This is a genomic window from Reyranella sp. CPCC 100927, from assembly GCF_007859315.1.
Classification (GTDB): Bacteria; Pseudomonadota; Alphaproteobacteria; order Reyranellales; family Reyranellaceae; genus Vineibacter.
The window spans coordinates 697,477-716,646 of sequence record NZ_VOHA01000001.1 but is presented as its reverse complement, the minus strand read 5'-3'; the positions used below and the strand labels follow the sequence as shown (position 1 = coordinate 716,646).

Annotated in this window: 18 protein-coding genes; 3 read left to right on the top strand and 15 right to left on the bottom strand. The window is 66.4% G+C overall.

Annotated features, from left to right (window positions below; translation table 11 throughout):
* Window positions 1-113: 113 nt before the first annotated feature.
* The 12 genes from cmk to FQU96_RS03120 form a co-directional block, all read right to left on the bottom strand.
* Window positions 114-773 carry a (d)CMP kinase gene (gene cmk / locus FQU96_RS03175; protein WP_146539951.1) on the bottom strand — a complete coding sequence of 220 codons (660 nt, stop codon included), beginning with the start codon at window positions 771-773 and terminating at the stop codon, window positions 114-116.
* 86 nt (window positions 774-859) lie between these two features.
* Entirely contained in the window at window positions 860-1,543 is a 684-nt protein-coding gene (locus FQU96_RS03170; RefSeq protein WP_146539371.1) for a response regulator, read from the bottom strand.
* On the bottom strand, window positions 1,540-4,365 hold the full coding sequence (locus FQU96_RS03165) for a sensor histidine kinase KdpD (RefSeq protein WP_146539370.1): 2,826 nt from the start codon (window positions 4,363-4,365) through the stop codon (window positions 1,540-1,542). The genes FQU96_RS03170 and FQU96_RS03165 overlap by 4 nt, the downstream gene beginning before the upstream one ends.
* Window positions 4,366-4,662: 297 nt before the next feature.
* Complete coding sequence (locus FQU96_RS03160; RefSeq protein ID WP_146539369.1) at window positions 4,663-4,995, bottom strand: hypothetical protein; 333 nt, start codon at window positions 4,993-4,995, stop codon at window positions 4,663-4,665.
* 9 nt (window positions 4,996-5,004) lie between these two features.
* Entirely contained in the window at window positions 5,005-5,973 is a 969-nt protein-coding gene (dapA, locus tag FQU96_RS03155; protein ID WP_146539368.1) for a 4-hydroxy-tetrahydrodipicolinate synthase, read from the bottom strand.
* Window positions 5,974-6,098: 125 nt separating this feature from the next.
* A complete protein-coding gene (locus FQU96_RS03150) occupies window positions 6,099-6,533 on the bottom strand; it encodes a hypothetical protein (RefSeq protein WP_146539367.1) in 435 nt (144 codons plus the stop codon).
* A gap of 288 nt (window positions 6,534-6,821) precedes the next feature.
* Window positions 6,822-7,613: a TorF family putative porin gene (locus FQU96_RS03145; RefSeq protein WP_178130283.1), complete on the bottom strand. Its 792-nt coding sequence runs from the start codon at window positions 7,611-7,613 to the stop codon at window positions 6,822-6,824.
* Between the two features lie 199 nt (window positions 7,614-7,812).
* Window positions 7,813-8,409, bottom strand: coding sequence for a potassium-transporting ATPase subunit KdpC (gene kdpC, locus FQU96_RS03140; RefSeq protein ID WP_146539365.1), 597 nt, complete (start codon window positions 8,407-8,409; stop codon window positions 7,813-7,815).
* Window positions 8,410-8,420: 11 nt separating this feature from the next.
* On the bottom strand, window positions 8,421-10,472 hold the full coding sequence (gene kdpB, locus FQU96_RS03135; protein ID WP_146539364.1) for a potassium-transporting ATPase subunit KdpB: 2,052 nt from the start codon (window positions 10,470-10,472) through the stop codon (window positions 8,421-8,423).
* Window positions 10,473-10,580: 108 nt separating this feature from the next.
* Entirely contained in the window at window positions 10,581-12,290 is a 1,710-nt protein-coding gene (gene kdpA, locus FQU96_RS03130; RefSeq protein WP_146539363.1) for a potassium-transporting ATPase subunit KdpA, read from the bottom strand.
* An 8-nt stretch (window positions 12,291-12,298) separates the two neighbouring features.
* Window positions 12,299-12,388 (bottom strand): K(+)-transporting ATPase subunit F, encoded by a 90-nt coding sequence (gene kdpF / locus FQU96_RS03125; RefSeq protein ID WP_146539362.1) that lies wholly within the window; start codon window positions 12,386-12,388, stop codon window positions 12,299-12,301.
* A 7-nt stretch (window positions 12,389-12,395) separates the two neighbouring features.
* Window positions 12,396-12,695 carry a hypothetical protein gene (locus tag FQU96_RS03120; RefSeq protein WP_146539361.1) on the bottom strand — a complete coding sequence of 100 codons (300 nt, stop codon included), beginning with the start codon at window positions 12,693-12,695 and terminating at the stop codon, window positions 12,396-12,398.
* Window positions 12,696-12,761: 66 nt separating this feature from the next.
* Between FQU96_RS03120 and FQU96_RS03115 the strand changes: the two genes are divergently transcribed.
* Window positions 12,762-14,213: a hypothetical protein gene (locus FQU96_RS03115; protein WP_146539360.1), complete on the top strand. Its 1,452-nt coding sequence runs from the start codon at window positions 12,762-12,764 to the stop codon at window positions 14,211-14,213.
* Between the two features lie 33 nt (window positions 14,214-14,246).
* On the opposite strand, the gene aroA is transcribed toward FQU96_RS03115, so the two are convergent.
* The gene (gene aroA / locus FQU96_RS03110; RefSeq protein ID WP_146539359.1) at window positions 14,247-15,587 is read right to left on the bottom strand and encodes a 3-phosphoshikimate 1-carboxyvinyltransferase; all 1,341 of its coding nucleotides are present in this window, start codon (window positions 15,585-15,587) and stop codon (window positions 14,247-14,249) included.
* A gap of 157 nt (window positions 15,588-15,744) precedes the next feature.
* On the opposite strand from aroA, the gene FQU96_RS03105 reads away from it, so the two are divergent.
* Entirely contained in the window at window positions 15,745-16,125 is a 381-nt protein-coding gene (locus FQU96_RS03105; protein ID WP_146539358.1) for a hypothetical protein, read from the top strand.
* Window positions 16,126-16,134: 9 nt separating this feature from the next.
* Window positions 16,135-16,374 carry a hypothetical protein gene (locus FQU96_RS03100; protein ID WP_146539357.1) on the top strand — a complete coding sequence of 80 codons (240 nt, stop codon included), beginning with the start codon at window positions 16,135-16,137 and terminating at the stop codon, window positions 16,372-16,374.
* A gap of 31 nt (window positions 16,375-16,405) precedes the next feature.
* Here FQU96_RS03100 and FQU96_RS03095 read toward each other — a convergent pair whose 3' ends face one another.
* Window positions 16,406-16,762 carry a Rap1a/Tai family immunity protein gene (locus FQU96_RS03095; RefSeq protein ID WP_146539356.1) on the bottom strand — a complete coding sequence of 119 codons (357 nt, stop codon included), beginning with the start codon at window positions 16,760-16,762 and terminating at the stop codon, window positions 16,406-16,408.
* Between the two features lie 82 nt (window positions 16,763-16,844).
* A complete protein-coding gene (locus tag FQU96_RS03090; RefSeq protein ID WP_178130282.1) occupies window positions 16,845-19,151 on the bottom strand; it encodes a serine/threonine-protein kinase in 2,307 nt (768 codons plus the stop codon).
* Window positions 19,152-19,170 lie beyond the last annotated feature (19 nt).

Below are 19,170 nucleotides of genomic sequence, written 5' to 3'. Positions count from 1 at the left end.
GGCCAGCCGGTTCATCCGGCGGATCCAATGCCTGGTGACACCCCGACCACGACGCACACGGTGCGACCGCAATCCAGCCATCGGTACCCGGATCGACCACGCCGCCGACGGCTTCAGGCCCGGCGTGGTCGCGTCGTGGATTCGATGAAAGCGACGATGCTGTCGAACGCTGCATCGACGTCGAGCGCACTCGTATCGAGTACGAAGGCACCAGGGGCCGGCAACAACGGTGCCGTGGCCCGCTCGCTGTCGCGCTTGTCGCGCGACGCCATCTCATCCAGAACGGCGCGTCTTATAGGGTTCGCCCCCGCCGCTTGCAACTCCCGGAAACGCCGCTCGGCCCGCGCTTCCAGGCTCGCGGTGACGAACAGTTTCACATCGGCATCAGGGCAGATCACGGTGCCGATGTCGCGGCCGTCGAGAATCACGCCCTGTTTGCCCGGCGGCGGGTTTTTCGCAAATTCGCGCTGCCACGCCAGCAGGTTGGCCCGTACCGCCGGAATGGCGGCCACGATCGAGGACGACTGGCTGGTGGCCTCGGACCGCAGCTCGGGGTCAGTCAGATCAACCGGCTGTAGGCTGGCGGCTACTTCGGCGGCGTATTTTGTGTCCTTCGGGTCCCGTCCGTCCCGCAGAATGCGCCGGCCCACGGCCCGGTAGAGCGAGCCGGTATCGAGGTGGGCCAGGTCGTAATGCTCGGCCAATCGGCGTGCCAGCGTGCCCTTACCGGCAGCAGATGGACCGTCGAGTGCGATGACCCGGGGACGAACTATTTGCACGCGCAATAACCTCTTATTATTTCCCGGGAGTGCGGGCCTCTGGCCCCGCTCATGCGGGCGGGACGCCCGCGCTCCCCGGTTTACACCAGCCGATAGCCTACGCCGGCCTCGGTGATCAAATGTCGCGGGCTGGCGGGGTCGGCTTCGATCTTCTGGCGCAGCTGGCGCACATAGACGCGCAGGTATTGCGGGTCGACCGTCTCGTCGCGCCAGGCTTCGCGCAGCAGGTGGCGGTGGGTCAGCACCTTGCCGGCGTGGATCACCAGCTGCTCCAGGATGTCGTACTCCTTGGGGGACAGCTTGACCTCGCGACCCGCCACCTGGACGTGGTGGTGCACCAGGTCGACCCTCAGGTCGGCGCTCTCGAATACCGGCCGCGTGCCCTGCTGCTGCAGGCGATGCCGCAAGGCGGCGCGCAGGCGCGCCATCAGCTCCTCGGCGCCGAACGGCTTGGTGACGTAGTCATCGGCACCGGCATCGAGCGCCGCCACCTTGGCCGCCTCCTCGCCGCGGCTGGACAACACGACGATCGGCACCGGGCTGTCCTGGCGGATGCGGCCGATCAAGGCCAAGCCGTCGATGTCGGGCAGGCCCAGGTCCAGCAGCACCAGGTCAATCTGGTGATGCCGCAGCATGGCGAGCGCATCCTTGGCCGTGGCCGCTTCGACGACGCGGTAGTCCTGCGCCCCCAGCGTCGTGCGCAACAGGCGACGGATCGGTGGCTCGTCGTCGACAATCAGGATGGCGGCGCTGTCGCTGGTCATGGTTCGGCCTTCCTCCCCAGCTTCGCTGGGGAGGTGCCCCGAAGGGGCGGAGGGGAGCCGACGTGGTCTTGGTAACCAGGACCACGTGGGGTCCCCCTCCGCCCTTCGGGCACCTCCCCCAGCGAAGCTGGGGGAGGGAAAACCGCTGGGAACGTGACAACGAACTCGGCGCCGGAGCGATCGCTGCGGTTGCGGGCGATGATGCGGCCGCCCTGCGCCTCGACGAAGCCCTTGGCGATGGCCAGGCCCAGGCCGGTGCCGGCGCGTCGCCGGTCACCCTCGCTCGACCGATAGAATTTCTCGAACACGTGCGGCAGATCCTCAGCAGCCAGGCCCGGTCCTTCGTCGCGTACCGACAACACCACGTTGCCGGCTTCGGCGCGCGCCGACAGGTCGATGACCGTGCCGGTCGGCGTATATTTGGCAGCATTGTCGAGCAGATTGAACAGCGCCTGTTCGCCCAGCACGAAATCGATATCCACCGGCGGCAGATCGGATGCGATCGACGTGGCGACACGGTGATCACGCAACAGGGGTTCGGCGCGGCGCAGGGTCGTGGCGACCAGGTCAGCCACATCGACCGGTTCGCGCTTCACACTGACGGCACCGGCATCCAGCCGCGTCATATCGAGCAGGTTGCCGACGAAGCGGTTGAGGCGTTCGGACTCGTCCTGCGCCGTCGCCAGCAGCTCGTCTCGGGTGGCCGGATCGTAGCGATCGCCGTAGCTGCGCAAACTGGAAATGGCACCCAGGATCGAGGCCAGCGGCGTGCGCAGATCGTGCGACACCGAGGTCAGCATGGCCGACCGCAGCCGCTCACGCTCGGCCCCCAGCCGTGCCGCATCGATATCGCGCGCCAGGATCACGCGCTCGATCGCCACTGCCGCCTGATCGCCCAGCGCATCGAGCAGGCGGCGCTGGTCCGGCGTCAGCGCCTCGTCGTTCTCGCGGTTGGTCACCCCCAGCACCGCGATCTTGCCGCGCGCGGTCCTGAGCGGCACGAACAGGCGCCGCGCGCCCGGCAGCGAATCGCTGCCCTTGCCGGTAGGCTGGTCATGGTCCCAGCACCACAGCGCCGCCGCCAGGTCGGCGTCCTCGAGCATATCCTCCGGCGGATACGCCGCCTTGATGTCGAGGTTGTTCCGTCCCGACGGATCGTGCTCCGGCATCAGCACCACGACCTCGACCCGCACCATGCGCGCGATCTGCGCAACGACGGTCCACAACAGGTCGTCGAGATCGGCCAGGCCCACGATCTTGCGGCTGAACCCATAAAGTTCGGCCGTGGTCTGCGCTTCGCGCCGGGCCGCCAGCGAGCGCGAGCGCGAGCGCGTGGCGAGCGCGCTGGTGAAGACGGCCACCAGCAGGAAAAAGAACAGGGCAACAACGTTGCCCGGATCGGTGATGGTGAATTCGTAGAGCGGCGGCAGGAAGAAGAAGTTGTAGGCGGCAGCTCCCAGCGCCGCCGCCCACACCGATGGCCAGATGCCGTGCCGCGCCGCCGTCAGCAACACCGGCACCACGAACACCAGCGAGATGTTGGCGAGGTTGACCAGTCGGTCGATACCGACGCCGACGCCCCCGGCGATCGCCACAGCCAGCGTCGCCTCGATGTAGGCCCAGGTCGGCGACCGTTCGGTGCGCCATCCGCTCCAGATCGAATCGGAGGCCGCGTGGGTCGAGGCGACGACCTCGACGGCGACGCCGCCTGCCGTACGCACCAGGTCGTCGACCACCGACCCGTGCAGCAGTTCGAACCACGTCGAGCGATTGGACTTGCCCACGACAATGCGCGTGACGTTGCGCTCGCGTGCGAAGGTCAGAACATCCTCGGCGATGCGCCGGCCGGGCAGGGTCGCCGCTTCGGCACCCAACCGCTCGGCCAGGCGCATCGTCTCGGCCAGCCGGTTACGCTCCGACTCGGTCAGCGATGCATGTCGGTCGGTCTCGACGTAGAGCGCCAGCAAGGGTGCCCGCAGGCTGTCGGCCGTACGCTTGGCGGCACGCACGACGTTCTCGGCGTCGGCCGAGGGATCGACACAGACCAGCACGCGCTCGCCGGCGGCCCACGGCCCGGCGATCGCATGCTCGCGCATGTAGCTGCGCATCTGTTCGTCGACACGCTCGGCCGTGCGCCGCAGTGCCAGCTCGCGCAGCGCCGTGAGGTTGCCCGGCGAGAAATAGTGCTTCAACGCCCGCTCGGCCGCCTCGCGCACATAGACCTTGCCCTCGCCGAGGCGCTTGATCAGGTCCTCGGGCGTGAGGTCGATGACCTCGACGCTGTCGGCGGAATCGACGATCGAGTCCGGCACTGTCTCGCGCACACGGATGCGCGTGATGCGCGCCACGATGTCGTTGAGACTTTCGACGTGCTGGATGTTGAGCGTGGTGTAGACGTCGATGCCGGCCGTGAGCAGCTCGAGCACGTCGAGATAACGCTTGGGATGTCGGCTGCCGGGCGCGTTGGTGTGCGCCAGTTCGTCGACCAGCACCAGCGCCGGACGGCGGGCCAGGACGGCGTCGATGTCCATCTCCGCCAGCGCGCGGCCCTTGTAGTCAATGTGTCGGCGCGGGATGACCTCCAGCCCGTCGATCAGCGCCGCCGTTTCTGCCCGGCCATGCGTTTCGACCACGCCGACGACGACATCGATACCGTCCGCCTGGCGCTGCCGGGCCGCCGTCAGCATTTCGTAGGTCTTGCCGACACCCGGCGCCGCGCCCAGGAAGATCTTCAGCTTGCCGCGCAGCTCGCGGTTGGCCGCCGCCAGCAGTGCCTCGGGCGACGGGCGGTCGTTGGTGCGTTCCGCAGTCTGGACGGCCATGGGGTGCAACGTCTAACGATCAGGCCACGCCCTGTCACCAACGCCCACGGGAATTGCTGCTTGCGGAAATTGCGGAAACGCACCGGCGCGTCCCCGGGGACAAAATCGCCTTCGCAAATCGCGTGACAACAATGACAACAATGACAACAAATCCGGGTGCGCGGGTTCTGGGAGGCGATGTCGCCGGGCGCAGGCAAACGACGCCAAGCGCGCAGCCCTTCGGCAGCACGCGACCACTTTGTCTTATAGATAATTCTTGATAAGAGAACAAGAGATTTTTTAGCCCGGCGTTGTACATCAGCCCCGCAGGATCGGACCGAGCGTGGCGAGCGCAGTCCAATAGGCAGCCAGGTCGAGGGACGAAATGCGTCGCGGATCGCGCAGCATGTCGGCTGCTTTGACGCTGGTGTCGTCACCTTGAGCCGACAGTCGCCGGATATGCAGCAACATGCCGCCATGCAGCACGACATACAGCAGAGCGACGGCGAGCAGGAAGTCATGCGCGCGGGCCGGATCGCGGACCACCCCGCCACTGGGTGCCAGTGCCACGAGCGTCATCAGCGCCGTGAGAACGAGGCTGCGGACGTTCGCCACCCGCAGCCACGGTCGCTGCAAGTCATCGGGACTCATGACGGACGATCACGCCGCAAAGCCGACGAACGGTGTCTCCTGCCACACCGGCGGCATCAGGGCAGCGGCACGGCGCGCCGCCAGTTCCTCGGCCGCCATCACCGGCTCGAGTGCCGCCGCCAGGCGGGCATCCGCTTCGGCGCCCAGCGGCGTCAGCGGCAAGCGCAGTTCGTTGGTGGTCAGCCCGAGCCGATGCAGCGCGCGTTTCACGGGAATGGGATTGCTCTCCAGGAACAGGGCTGCATGCAATGGCGCCAGGATCTGCGTAGCGCTACGCAAGGTCACCAGATCGGCGGCATCCCAAGCATGGTGCAGGGTAGCGCACAGCGCGGGTGCCACGTTGGCGGTGACCGAAATACAGCCATGGCCGCCGGCCAGACGGAAATCGGTCTGGCTCGCGTCGTCACCCGACAGCAGCACGAAGTCATCGCCGATCAGACGCAACAACCGGCCGACCCGCCGCAGATCGCCCGTCGCATCCTTCAGACCGATGACCCGTGGCAGTTCAGCCAGGCGGCGGACGGTTTCGTCGTGCAGGGCGAGCGCCGTGCGCGAGGGTACGTCATAGAGCACGATCGGCAGGCCGACCGCGTCGTGAATGGCGCGAATGTGCTGGATCACGCCCTCCTGCGTCGGGCGCAGATAATAGGGCGTAACGCACAGCAGCGCCGCGGCGCCAGCGCGCTCCGCTTGCTGGGCAAGGGCAATGGACGCCGCCGTGCTGCACGTGCCGGCACCGGCAATGACCGGCACACGACCGTCGGCCGTGGCGACGGCGATCTCGATCAGCTGCCGATGCTCATTGGCCGTCAGCAGCGGCGCCTCGCCTGTCGTGCCACAGGGTACCAGCGCCGACGTGCCGCGATCGATCTGCCGGGCGCACAAGGCCGCGAATGCCTTTTCGTCGATCCGATCGCCGCGCAGCGGCGTCACCAGCGCGGCGATCGAGCCGCCCAACTGCAAGCGTTCCGTGTTCATGCTCAGCTCCTGTCGAAATGGATCAAGCACGCGCTGCCACCCCGAGCCTCCGGGGATCCCTGGGAATGACGTCTCGCATGTCCCTCGCAGGGACCCCGCGTCACGTTCGGGGTGACAGGCGCGGCTTACGCAGCGCGCGCCAGCGCCGGCGCCCGCATGGCAACCAGGATGAGGTGGCTGCTGCTCTCACCAATCGAGGCGATGCAGAGGCCAAACGCAGCGATCTGCCGCTGCACCGATGCGAGGCCGCCGGCCTGCGCCAGGGCCGTCACATCCAGCACCACCCGCCCTTGCGGGCCGAGGCGGTGACAGGCGGTATCCATCGCCTCATCGAGTTCAGCATTGCTGTGCGGATCAGCGATCCAGGCCAGGTCGGCCGGCTCGACGTCCGGTGCACGCGTGCCCAGACGCAGACCGGCGACGGCGGCGCATCCCCGGTGCATGAGGGAGAGAACCAGCGGCAGGGTGTGGTGGCCGATCACCACGGCATGGGTTTCAGGCCGCGGCGGCGCCGCGGCGATCATATCGTCGCCAAGCGCCGCCTCGCGCTCGGCCGTCATACACGGTCCAGGGTCAGGCGTTGCTTCGATCAGACGCGGCACGGTGTGCCTCCTCTACGGTGGACAGCCGATAGTTGGCATCCTGAGGTGTGAAGCTCCATGTGGCTGACGCCGCCTCGACATAGGAACGACATAGGAGGATCCGGGAGTTTTTAGGACCGCGGGGGTCCACGCCCGCATTCGCTCGCAGCGAAGCGAAGAGCGAACGACAGTCGGCGCGAACGCCCTCAGGCGAAAGCAAGACTTTCGCCTGAGATGCGCGCGTGGACGCGCGCGGTCCAAAAAAGATCAGAACGACTTGCTGATGCTGAAGATGGCGCGCGGCGCGCAATAGTTGAAACCGCCACCGTTGCAGCGGCTCTTGGAGATGTTGGTGTCGATGTAGGTGACGCCGAGATCGACGCCGTACAGCGTGGCGACCAGGCCGACCTGCCACTCCCAGTAGTCGGGATTGGCGAAGCGCGCGTTGTGCTGGATCGACTGGTGGCCCAGGCCGCCGATCATCTTGAACGACACCTTATCGCTGATCTGGATGAAGCTCAGCGGTACCGTGACGAGCGCCTGCTTGTACCAGGCATTGCCCGAGCGGGCGAAGAAGTTGGGGCTGTAGCGCACCTGGCCCGCCACGCTGGCGAAACCGAAATCGTAGGTCAGCGACCCGCCGAATTCGTCGTAGTGCAGGTGCGCGCCGCGCTGCGAGCCGGGATAGCGGTAGCCGATCCAGCCGAGATCAAGCACCAGCTTCTCCTGCAGGAATTTGAACTTCACGCCGGCAACCATGTCGATCTCGACCGACTCGTCGACGTCGGGCGTGAAGTTGACGCTGCTGCCCCAGAAGCCGCCATAGACCGACACGGGCGCGAAATTGACGAACGACAGCGGCACTTCGTAGGTGAGGCCGGCCTGCAGCGCCGGGTCATTCTTGCTCTGGGAGATGCCGCGGAAGCGGTAGTCCGAGGTCAGCGTGACGATGCCGGTGATATTGCCGCCGAACGGGCCGGTAGGATCCGGTTTCGGTGGTTCGGGCGCCGGTGCTGATGCCGGTGCCGTTTGCGCAAAAGCCGGGACGGCCAACAGCATGGCGGCCAAGCATCCGGCCGCGAGAACACCCCTGGTCATGTTTGCTCTTTCCTCTGGGTTGAAATCGCCCTCCCTTCCCCGCTTGCGGGGAAGGTGGCCGAAGGCCGGATGGGGAATCGACGTGATCTCAGTTGCCAGGACCAAGGGCGGTCCCCCTCCGCCCCTTCGGGCACCTCCCCCAGCTGCGCTGGGGGAGGAACTATTTTGCGGCGTCGAGCGCCAGGTTGAGCTGCAGGACGTTGATCCGCACCTCGCCCAGCACGCCGAACTGACGATCCTCGGTGGCAGCGGCGACCAGGGCGCGCACGCGCTCCTCCGGCATGCCGCGCGCCTTGGCCACGCGTGCGACCTGCAAGGCGGCGTTGGCCGGGGAGATGTGCGGATCGAGGCCACTGCCCGAGGTCGTCACCATGTCGGCGGGAAGCGGCTTGTCCTTGCTGCCGCCGCGTTTGGCGACGTCTTCCTGCACGCGCTCCACCAGCGCTTTCGACGTCGGACCGAGGTTCGATGCCAGCGAGCTTGCCGCATTGTAGGGCGATGGCACGGTCTTGGTCGCATCATTGGGGTCGGTGTCGGTGGTTGCCGACAGCCGGCCCTGGAAGTACTTGTCGCTGGTGAAGTTCTGGCCGATCAGGCTCGAGCCGATCACCTTGCCGTCGCGCTCCTGCAACGAACCGGCGGCTTGCTGCGGCAGGATCGCGCCGGCAATGCCGGTCATGCCCAGCGGGTAGACAAGACCCAGCAGCACCGTCATCAGGATCATCATGACGAGGGCGGGACGAATGTCGCGAAGCATGGTCATTCTCCTCAGGCCAGACCGATCGCCGACACGACGACGTCGATCGCCTTGATGCCGATGAACGGCACGATGATGCCGCCCAGGCCGTAGATCAGCAGGTTGCGGCGCAGCAGTGCGGCGGCGCTGCTGGGCTGGTAGCGCACGCCACGCAGCGCCAGCGGTACCAGCGCGATGATGATCAGCGCGTTGAAGATGATGGCCGACAGGATGGCGCTCTGCGGCGTCGACAACCCCATCACGTTGAGCACGCCCAGCTGCGGATAGAACGCCAGGAACATTGCCGGGATGATGGCGAAGTACTTGGCGACGTCGTTGGCGATCGAGAACGTGGTGAGCGCGCCGCGCGTCATCAGCAGCTGCTTGCCGATCGCCACGATCTCGATCAGCTTCGTCGGATCGCTGTCGAGATCGACCATGTTGCCGGCCTCGCGCGCCGCGGCGGTGCCGGTGTGCATGGCGACGCCGACATCGGCCTGCGCCAGCGCCGGCGCATCGTTGGTGCCATCGCCGCACATCGCGACCAGCTTGCCCTTGGCCTGCTCGGCGCGGATCAGCTTCAGCTTCGCCTCTGGCGTCGCCTGCGCCAGGAAGTCATCGACACCGGCTTCGGCCGCGATGGCCGCGGCGGTGACGGCGTTGTCACCGGTGATCATCACGGTGCGGATGCCCATCTGGCGCAATTCGGCGAAGCGTTCGCGGATGCCGCCTTTCACGATGTCCTTGAGGTGAACGACGCCCAGGATCTGGCCGTTTTTGGACACCGCCAGCGGCGTGCCACCCTGGCGCGCGATGTCGTTGGCGATGCGCTCGGCGTCGGGCGGTATCATCTTGCCGATTCCCAGGCTCTGGGCATGCTCGATGACGGCCTCGACCGCACCCTTGCGGATGACGGCACCCTCGTAGTCGACACCGGACATGCGGGTGTTGGCCGAGAACGGCACGAAGCGGGCCTTGAGCTCACCCATCTCCATGCCGCGCAGACCGTGCTTCTCCTTGGCCAGCACGACGATCGAACGGCCCTCCGGGGTGTCGTCGGCGAGGCTGGCCAGCCGAGCCGCCTCCGCCAATTCCAGCTCGGTGATGCCGCGCACCGGCAGAAAGGCCGTCGCCTGGCGATTGCCCAGGGTGATGGTACCGGTCTTGTCGAGCAGCAGCGTATCGACGTCGCCCGCCGCCTCGACCGAGCGGCCCGACGTGGCGAGCACGTTGAAGCGCACCAGGCGGTCCATGCCGGCGATGCCGATGGCCGACAAGAGGGCGCCGATCGTGGTCGGGATCAAGGTGACGAACAGCGCGATCAGCACCACGATCGACACGGCGCCGCCGGCGTAGTCGACGAAGCTCGGGATGCTGGCCACTGCGAACAGGAAGATCACGGTGAGGCCAGCCAGCAGGATGTTGAGCGCGATCTCGTTGGGTGTCTTCTGGCGCACGGCACCTTCGACCAGCGCGATCATGCGATCGAGGAAGCTCGATCCCGCGGCGGTGGTGATGCGCACCTTGATGCGGTCCGACAGCACCCGCGTACCACCGGTCACCGCCGAGCGGTCGCCGCCGGCCTCTCGGATCACCGGTGCCGATTCACCGGTGATCGCCGACTCGTCCACCGTGGCGACGCCCTCGATGATGTCGCCGTCGCCGGGAATGGTGTCGCCGGCCTCGACCAGCACCACGTCACCGATCTGCAGATCGGGCGCGCGCACCTGCTCGAACATGTCGCCGACGTTCAGCAGGCGCTTGGCCACGGTTTCGGTGCGCGTGCGGCGCAATGCATCCGCCTGCGCCTTACCGCGACCTTCGGCAACGGCCTCGGCGAAGTTGGCGAACAACAGGGTGGCCCACAGCCAGATCACGATCTGGACCGTGAAGCCGATGCCCTTGGCGCCACCGGCGATGTCGCGGATCATCAGGATCGTGGCGACCAAAGCCACGATCTCGAGGGTGAACATCACCGGATTGCGGATCTGCACCCGCGGGTCGAGCTTGCGGAAGCTCTCCACGATAGCGGGCTTGATGAGCGCGGGGTCGAACAGCGAAGCCGCGCGCGAATTGCTGGACATTGTCAGTCTCCGTTACATCTTCTTCCCCTGGGAGCGCGGGCCTCTGGCCCGCATCGAGGCGAAAACCTGGCGTTCGCCTGAGCGGGCGGGACGCCCGCGCTCCCAGGCTCAGAACACCGTGCCGGCGAGCATCGCGAAGTGCTCGGCGATGGGGCCCAACGCCAGGGCCGGGAAGTAGGTCAGGCCGCCCACGATCAGCACGACGCCGATCAGCAGGCCGATGAACAGGCCGCCATGGGTCGGGAACGTGCCCACCGACACTGCCGTCTTGCGCTTGCCGGCAAGTGATCCGGCGACGGCCAGCATCGGCACGATCATCGCGAACCGTCCGACCGCCATCGTGATGGCGATCGTCGAGTTGTAGAACATCGTATTGCCGGTCAGGCCGCCGAAGGCGCTGCCGTTGTTGGCGGCGCCGGAGGTGAAGGCGTAGAAGATCTCGGAGAAGCCGTGCGGCCCGGCGGCGGCCGGACCGGCCAGGCCGACCGGCAATACCGTGGCCAGCGCCGTGAAGCCCAGCACCACCAGCGGCAGGCACAGCACGGCCAGCATGGTCATCTTGACCTCGCGTGCCTCGATCTTCTTGCCGACATACTCGGGCGTGCGACCCACCATCAGGCCGGCGATGAACACCGACAGGATGGCGAACAGCAGCATGCCGTAGAGGCCGGCGCCGACACCGCCCACGATCACCTCACCCAGCAGCATGTTGATCAGGGGTATCGCGCCGCCCAGCGGCATGAAGCTGTCGTGCATGGCATTGACAGCGCCGCACGATGCCGCGGTGGTGACGACGGCGAACAGCGCCGACATCGCTGCACCGAAGCGCACTTCCTTGCCTTCCATGTTGCCGGCGGACGGATCGACGCCGACCGCCGTCAGCAGCGGATTGCCGCCGGCCTCGGCCCAGTAGGTGATGACGACACCGACCACGAACAGCACGCCCATGGCGGCAAAGATCGCCCAGCCCTGGCGTTCGTCACCGACCCGACGCCCGAAGACGTTGGTCATCGCAGCGCCCAGCACGAAGATGCTGAGCATCTGCACCAGGTTCGACAACGCCGTCGGGTTCTCGTAGGGGTGCGCCGAGTTGGTGTTGAAGAAGCCACCGCCGTTGGTGCCCAGCATCTTGATGGCAAGCTGCGAGGCCACCGGCCCCTGCGCGATGACCTGCTTGCCGCCCTCGACCGTCGTCGCCTCGACATAGGCCGACAGGTTCTGCGGCACACCCTGCCACACATAGAAGAGCGTCAGCACGATGCACATCGGCAGCAGAACGTAGAGCGTGATGCGCGTCAGGTCGGCCCAGAAGTTGCCGATGCCTTTGGACTCGGCGCTGGCAAAGCCACGCGTCAGCGCCACGGCCAGCGCGATACCAGTGGCAGCCGACGTGAAGTTCTGTACCGTCAGGCCAGCCATCTGCACCAGGTAGCTCATGGTGCTTTCGCCGCCGTAGTTCTGCCAGTTGGTATTGGTGATGAAGCTGATGGCCGTGTTGGCGGCAAGGTCGGCGGCCACCGCGCCCATATCCTGCGGGTTGAACGGCAGCATGCCCTGCAGGCGCTGCAATCCGTAGAGCAGGACGAAGCCGAACAGGTGGAAGATCAGCATGCCGCTGCCGTACGCCCACCAACTCTGGTTTTCTGTCGGCTTGACGCCGGCCAACCAATAGAAGCCGCGTTCGACCGGTCCCAGCACCGGCGACAGGAAGGTCCTCTCGCCCTGCAGTACGCGATCCATGTAACCGCCGATCGGGCGCGCCAGCGCCACGATGATGGCGATGAAAATCAGGATCTGAATCCAACCGTTGACGGTCATGACGGGCCTCAGAATTTCTCCGGCCGCGTCAAGGCGACGGCGAGATAGGCGAGAAGAAAGACGGTCAGCAGACCGCCAAGGGCGTAGTCGAGCGTCATGACGGCCTCACAACCGGCGGCACAGCGCTTCGTACGCCACCATCAGCAGCATGAAGGCGCAGCCGCCACCCAGGAACAGGATGTCGAGCATCAAAGGAACTCCATCGCGCGTCCCGACGGGAGCGCTGCGAGCCGCATATGAGGCGGTGTGCGGATAGGAATTCGAGGCGGCTCGGCGCCCCCCGTCATAAAGAACGCATAGGAATTTCCGGTCGGCCCTGTCCCAGCGGTTCGAAATACAACCGCAGGCGGTTTCACTTTTTTTAAGAACTCTTAATGCCGGTTTCGGCACCGATACCCGCATCATCGCCGGTGATCACGTTGCCGACAGCATTCCACGCACAAACGCTATCCCGATGGCGGGGAGATCATCATGTCGAGCCCCTTGGCGCAGCTCAAGCCGGCGACCGTCGTGCCAGCCACCGCAGCGATCCCCAAGCACTCGGTCTGGCATAACCAGGCCCGCGGCATTGACAACAGCTGGCCGGCCAGCCTCCGTCAGGCCCTGCTGAAAATCGGCGACGAGATCAAGCTCTACGAACAGGCGTTTTCAGCCATGGCGAAGCGCAATGTCGCCATGTCAATCCACGAGCAAATCGAGGCCTTCGAACGGGCATGGAAGCGAGCCTATGCTTTCGCACCTTTGCCGAAGCTGCTGACCGACCTTGACGAAGCTGCTCGCAAGGAAGCCGGCCTGACCTCTTCGGCTCACAAGTACAAATATGTGAGCTGCGTCGGATACGGCGTCCTGACCGGCAAGTTCGACGAGAACCTCTTCAAGGCGACATGGTCCGGCACACAGTGGGACTACAACAACCTGGTCGAGTACAGCGGCGGCACGGGCGACAAAGTCGACAGCATGGCGCGGTGCTTCAACCTGCGGCAGGCGATCGACGCTGCCTACAGCCACTACACGGCGGCGCATGGGTCCGATCCGGACGACGACAAGACGCTGAAGATCTTCATGGCCCCGGAGTTCTTCTTTCGCGGGCGCCAGGGCGCCTACGACATATCCTATGTGAGCGAGATTTTCGACAATCTGCGGACCTTCACCCGCCATAGCCGCTTCAAGGATTGGCTGTTCGTGTTCGGAACGGTGATCGGTGCGTCGTTCGACGACCGCCTTGCCTGCCGGCGCTGCCGAAAGGTCGGCGCCAACAACTTCGTCCGCAGGGGCAACCAGTATGTGTGCCGCACCTGCCCGCCCGGCAGCGTGTTCGAGGCCAGGCTCGGCGCGCGCATCGACAACGTGGCCTTGATCCAAAAGGGTGGCGAGGACGACCTCAAGAACGCCCACGTCATCGAAAAGGAATACGTCTCCCACATCGACTTCCGTCGCTTCGCAAGCCCACAGGCGTTGCAAGAGGGCAAGAACCAAACAGGCTTCGACAACACGGCCATCCTCGACCCCTGGAACAACGATCGCAGGATCGAGATCAGGGGGCGGGTGCTGCCAGCCTTGTCGGTTCCCGGGTCGCGCGATGGCGGCGGTTCCAGCACATTCACGGACGAGCGCATGGGCGGGTCGATCTTCACGATCGACGGGATCAAGTTCGGCCTCGAGATCTGCCTCGATCACCTGAAGGGACGAATTCCCTCGGGTACCGGCATCCAGATTCAACTGGTGCCGTCGGCGGGCGCACACATCGAGCGGCTGACCTGCGTCACCAACGGCATCGGCTTCAATGTCGATGGGCTCACCGGGAAGAGCAAGATGCAGGTCAACTCACCCGGTACGCCGACCAAGGTCAAACCCACGTCCAGCGGCATACCCGGCGGCGGCAACGTCAACATCTTCCCGCGACAGGCGATTCCGTACCTGTAGGGGCCTTTCCTCCTCCCACTGCACGGAGGAGCGTCAGGTTATTTTCGCGCCCAGGCCGTTCATCAGGGCGGCGAAACCCGGGAAGCTGGTGTTGATTGTGGCACCGTCGTCGACGGCAACGGTGGCCTTCGCCGCCGTGCCCAGCACCAGGAAGGCCATCGCAATGCGGTGATCGAGGTGCGTTGCCACCAGGCCGCCGCCCGGCGGAGCGCCGTTGCAACCCTGAACGTGCAGATAGTCGGCACCGATCTCGAAGCGCACGCCGTTGGCCTCGAGCCCGGCGGCGACGCTGGCCAGCCGGTCGCTCTCCTTGGCGCGCAGCTCGGCGACGCCCTGCATGCGCGTGGTGCCATCGGCACAGGCGGCCGCGACGGCGAGGATCGGGTATTCGTCGATCATGCTGGGGGCCCGGTGCGGCGGCACATCGATACCCTTCAGAGCGCCACCCCTGACGCGAATGTCGGCCACCGACTCGCCGCCCATCACGCGTTCATTCTCAAAGGTCAGCGCCGCACCCATCTCGCGCAGCGTCTCGTAGAGACCGGCCCGCGTCGGGTTGATGCCGACATTCTCCACCAGCACGTCGCTGCCCGGCCGGATGGCCGCCGCCACCACCGCGAAAGCAGCCGATGATGGGTCACCCGGCACCACGATGTGGCGGTTGCCGGCCAGTTCCGGCTGGCCGACGATGGTGATGGCGCGCGCGCCGTCATCGAGCGCCCGGGTGCGTACCGTGGCACCGAAGCCCTGCAGCATGCGCTCGGTATGATCGCGCGTCGGCTCGGGCTCGATGACCGTGGTCTCGCCCGGCGTGTTCAGCCCGGCCAGCAGGATTGCCGACTTCACCTGGGCCGATGCCACCGGCAGGCGGTACTCGATCGGCAGCATCGTGGGCGCGCCCGTGACGGCCATCGGCAAACGGCCGCCCTCGCGGGCGATAAAGCGAGCCCCCATGCGCGAGAGCGGCTCGATCACGCGCATCATCGGTCGGCGCCGCATTGAGGCATCGCCGGTCATGAAGCTGGTAAAGGCGTGACTGGCGATCAGCCCCGACAGCAGCCGCGCCGCGGTGCCGGAGTTGCCCATATCGAGCACATCGGATGGCTCGCGGAAGCCGCCGACGCCGACGCCGCGCACGCACCAGGCGCCCGCACCTGTACGGTCGACGGTCGCGCCCAGCGAGCGCAGCGCCGCGGCGCTGGAGAGGATGTCCTCGCCTTCCAGCAGGCCCTCGATGGTCGTCTCGCCGACGGTCACGGCGCCGAACATCAGCGCGCGATGCGAGATCGACTTGTCGCCCGGCGCGCGCACGCGGCCCTCCAGGTGCGCCACGGGCGCGGAAACCAGCTTCTGGGATGCGGACGACGCGGACAGGACGGGCCTCCAGGTTGATGCGCGGCACCTCTAGCACGCGGCCCGGTGCGGCGGCTACCGCGTATGCCGCGAACATTCGCGCCGACATCACCCGACAGGGTGATGTGCGCCGCATTCCCGCCAGCGACAATCAGGTGCGAATTCCACGGAGCATCGCATGCGACTGAGACCGACCACGGGGCGCGCCGTCAGATCAGGTGTCGCCATGGGACTGGGGCTGTGCCTGGCAGGTTGCGGCGGCGGCGGCCTCACCTTCTCGGGCGGCGCCGACTTCACGCCGACACTGGCCTACGCGCGCAGCGGCAAGGCACCGAACGACGTGGTGATCCTGTTCGTGGGAGACCAGCCGGCGCAGCGCTTCATCCGCGTCGGCAGCCTGACGGCACGCCGCAGCGGCTATGTCGGCCAGGAGTTTCTGTTCAACGCCATCCGGGAAACCGGCGCGAAAAACGGGCTCGACGGTTTTGTGGACGTGCAATGCGCCTCGCCTGGCGGTGTCGGCGCCGAGTGCAGCGGCACCGGCTTCGTCTATCAGTAGGAGATTGCCATGGTGAGATCGACCGCAGCGCTGGTGCTGCTGGCGGCGCTGGCCGGCTGCGATGGCACGAGCGCCGGCCAGACCCATGCCCTGCCCCCGCCGCCACCGCTGGCGGAGCCGACCGGCCAGACGCCGACCGTGACCGACCATGCCAGCCGGCCACGACCCGTCTATACGCCGCCGCCGAAAGCGCCGACCTGGACCTTGATGCCCTCGCAGCGCACGAGTTGCGGTCGCAATTTCTGCTAGCGCAGGACGCTTCGGATGCGGCGGTGGCCGCTCACCGACACGGCCACGCCTGCGCCAGGGCTTCGGCCACGAAGCGGCCGAAGGGCTCACCCGTGCGGTCGGGTTTCGCATCGGCATAGCGGAGAACGACGGACACGGCGGCACCACTGTCCGTCCCCGCCGGCGGACAAGACGGCGATGTCTTGAGGTCTCGCCCCAGCTCCAGAACAGTCCGCACGACATCGAAGCAGGTGGCGGCGAGCTTCGGCTCCTTGGGGATCGTGTTCATGATATCGCGGCAGCCGCGCAGAACATCTGTCGTGCGCGGGCTTTGAGCGTGGCTGCTTCCCGCACCCAGACAAAGCGCCACGACAACGGCCGTGATGAACCATGATCTACGATCGTGCATGAACTTCGTCCTATCGTACCACAAGCAACGGTCCCCAATGCCAACCGCGCGCTGCGGGGCAAGCTGAAGGAACATTTGGGTGCTATTGCGGCGGCCGGACGTGTCCACCGGTACAGGTCACGAACTGCTGCGCTGCGCGCTGGAAGCCGATGCCCGAGAAATCCAGCCAGAGCGGACCAAAACGGCCCTCCAATGCCAGTTCGGCGGTGCTCGCCCACGCCCACTTGTTCATGTTGATGACAGAACCGTTGTAGAGTTCTTTGTTCCCCTTCCTGTCGGTCTTGCGTTCGTCGACCGTCGTCGGATCTCCACCATCGAACGCGACGCTCACGATCTTGTACTGAGCCGAGGCCGACATCAGCGCCGCCCAGTAGCTGCCGGCCTTGCCGGGACCCGGCTGCGCCTCGGTCCAGAACACGATCGCCGGCGCCCAGTCGCCATCCAGCGGACCTTCGACGTTGACGGCAAAGCTCAGCAGTCCACACATGCGGTCGTTGTTCTCGATGAACTCGACGGCAGCCCAGCTCGAGAACCACTGCACATTGTTGATCGCGAGATAGTCCAATACCGGCTGCTTCTTCAAAGGGACGGTGCTGGCCACCCATTGATCCAGTGTCGTCCGGGTCAGGAAACCCGTCACCAGCAGGCCGTTGCGCTTCTGGTAGTCGGCGATCGACTGGCGCATCGACGACAGCGCCATCAGGCGCTCGAGTGACCCGTCGCTCGCCGGCCGCAAGCTCGCTGTGGCAATGCCACCGCGCGCCGCCACATCCAGGAAAGCCTGCTGCACACCCAGTTCGACGTCCTGGACGCCAACCGCTTTCAGCTGCGGCAGGACCTGCTTGCGAAACAGATCGGCGGCGACCTCGACAGGCGTCGGACCGCCGCTGATCGATATTAGAATTGCCAACTGATCGGCATTCACCGTGCCGGTGGCGTCAAACCCACGCGCGGCCTGGAAGCGTCGTATGGCATCACGCAGGCCCTGGTCGCTCTGGTAGCTGCCGTAGCTTGGGTCATAGCCGGCATTGACCAGGCTCCGCCGCACCAGTCCCTTCTCGCTCTCCGACAACGATGGCGGCTTTTCAGCCGCGGCCTTCGCCAGGCGCTCCTGCTCCGCAGCAGCCTTCGCGTCGGCGGCGCGCTTTTCCTTGGCCAATCGCTCCTGTTCGGCCGCGCGTGTGTCGGCCTCACGCTTCTCCTTGGCCAGCCTTTCCTGCTCAGCGGCGGTGCGCGCATCGGCTTCGCGCTTCTCCTTCGCCCGGCGCTCCTGCTCAGCGGCCGCCTTGGCCTCGCTCTCACGCTTCTCCTGCGCCAGACGCTCCTGCTCTGCCGTTGGCTGCGCCGTGTCCGGCTCCCGCGGTCGTGGCCCTAGCGGCAAGACAATGGCGGCCGCCACACCGGCGAGGGCAAGGCCGCCCGCCGCAGCGCCGATCCATGCCCGTCGCCAGACGGGCTTTGGCCGATCATGGGATGATGCACGCGCAAACGTCTGGCGCCATTCGGCCACGGTCTGCGGCCGATCGGCTGGCTTCAGTCGAAGGCCGCGATCTACGGCAGCCAGGAATTTCGGATCGTAACGGCCGGCGCCGCGCTGCATCGCGGGCACGCAGCGGTCGTGCATCATGCGATCCATGGCGCCGACCGGCGGCTCGCCGGCGACGCAGTGATAGAGCGTGCCGGCCAAGGCGTAGATGTCGGTCCACGGGCCCTGCTGCGCCGATGTCATCTGCTCGACCGCGGCATAGCCTGGCGTATAGACGGCCGTCATCACGCGGGTGCGATCACCCAGCGCCTGGCGCGAGGCGCCGAAGTCGATCAGCGTCGCCTTGCCCTGCGCATCCACCAGGATATTCGCCGGCTTGATATCACGGTGCAGAAAGCCGGTGGCATGGACGCGCTCCAGCCCGTCGAGCAGCGGCGCCAGCACTGTCTCAATCGCCTGCTGCGGCAGGAACCGTTGGCGCGACAACACCATCTCCAAGGTGTCGCCGGCCACCAGCTCCATGACCATGTAGGCGGTGCCGTTGGCTTCCACGAGGTCGAACACGTTGACGATGCCGGCCGCGTCCGTGAGGCGCGCCAGCGTCTTGGCCTCCTCGAGAAAACGGTCACGGCCCCAGACGAAATCGTCGACCAGGTTCGTCGCATGCGGCACGACCTGATCGCCTTGGCGACCCGCAAACGGGGTCGGCAGATATTCCTTGATGGCAACGTCCCGGTTCAGTTGCCGATCGCGCGCCTGATAGGTGATGCCAAAGCCGCCGTGTCCCAGGACATGCATCAGCTCATAGCGTCCCACCCGGGTGCCCGGCCGCAGGCCGATCACCAGATCGCCGTCTATCGGGGTCTGGAACTTGCGAACCGGCGCTGTCGGATCGTCCTGCATGCCAGCACCCTCCCCCGCC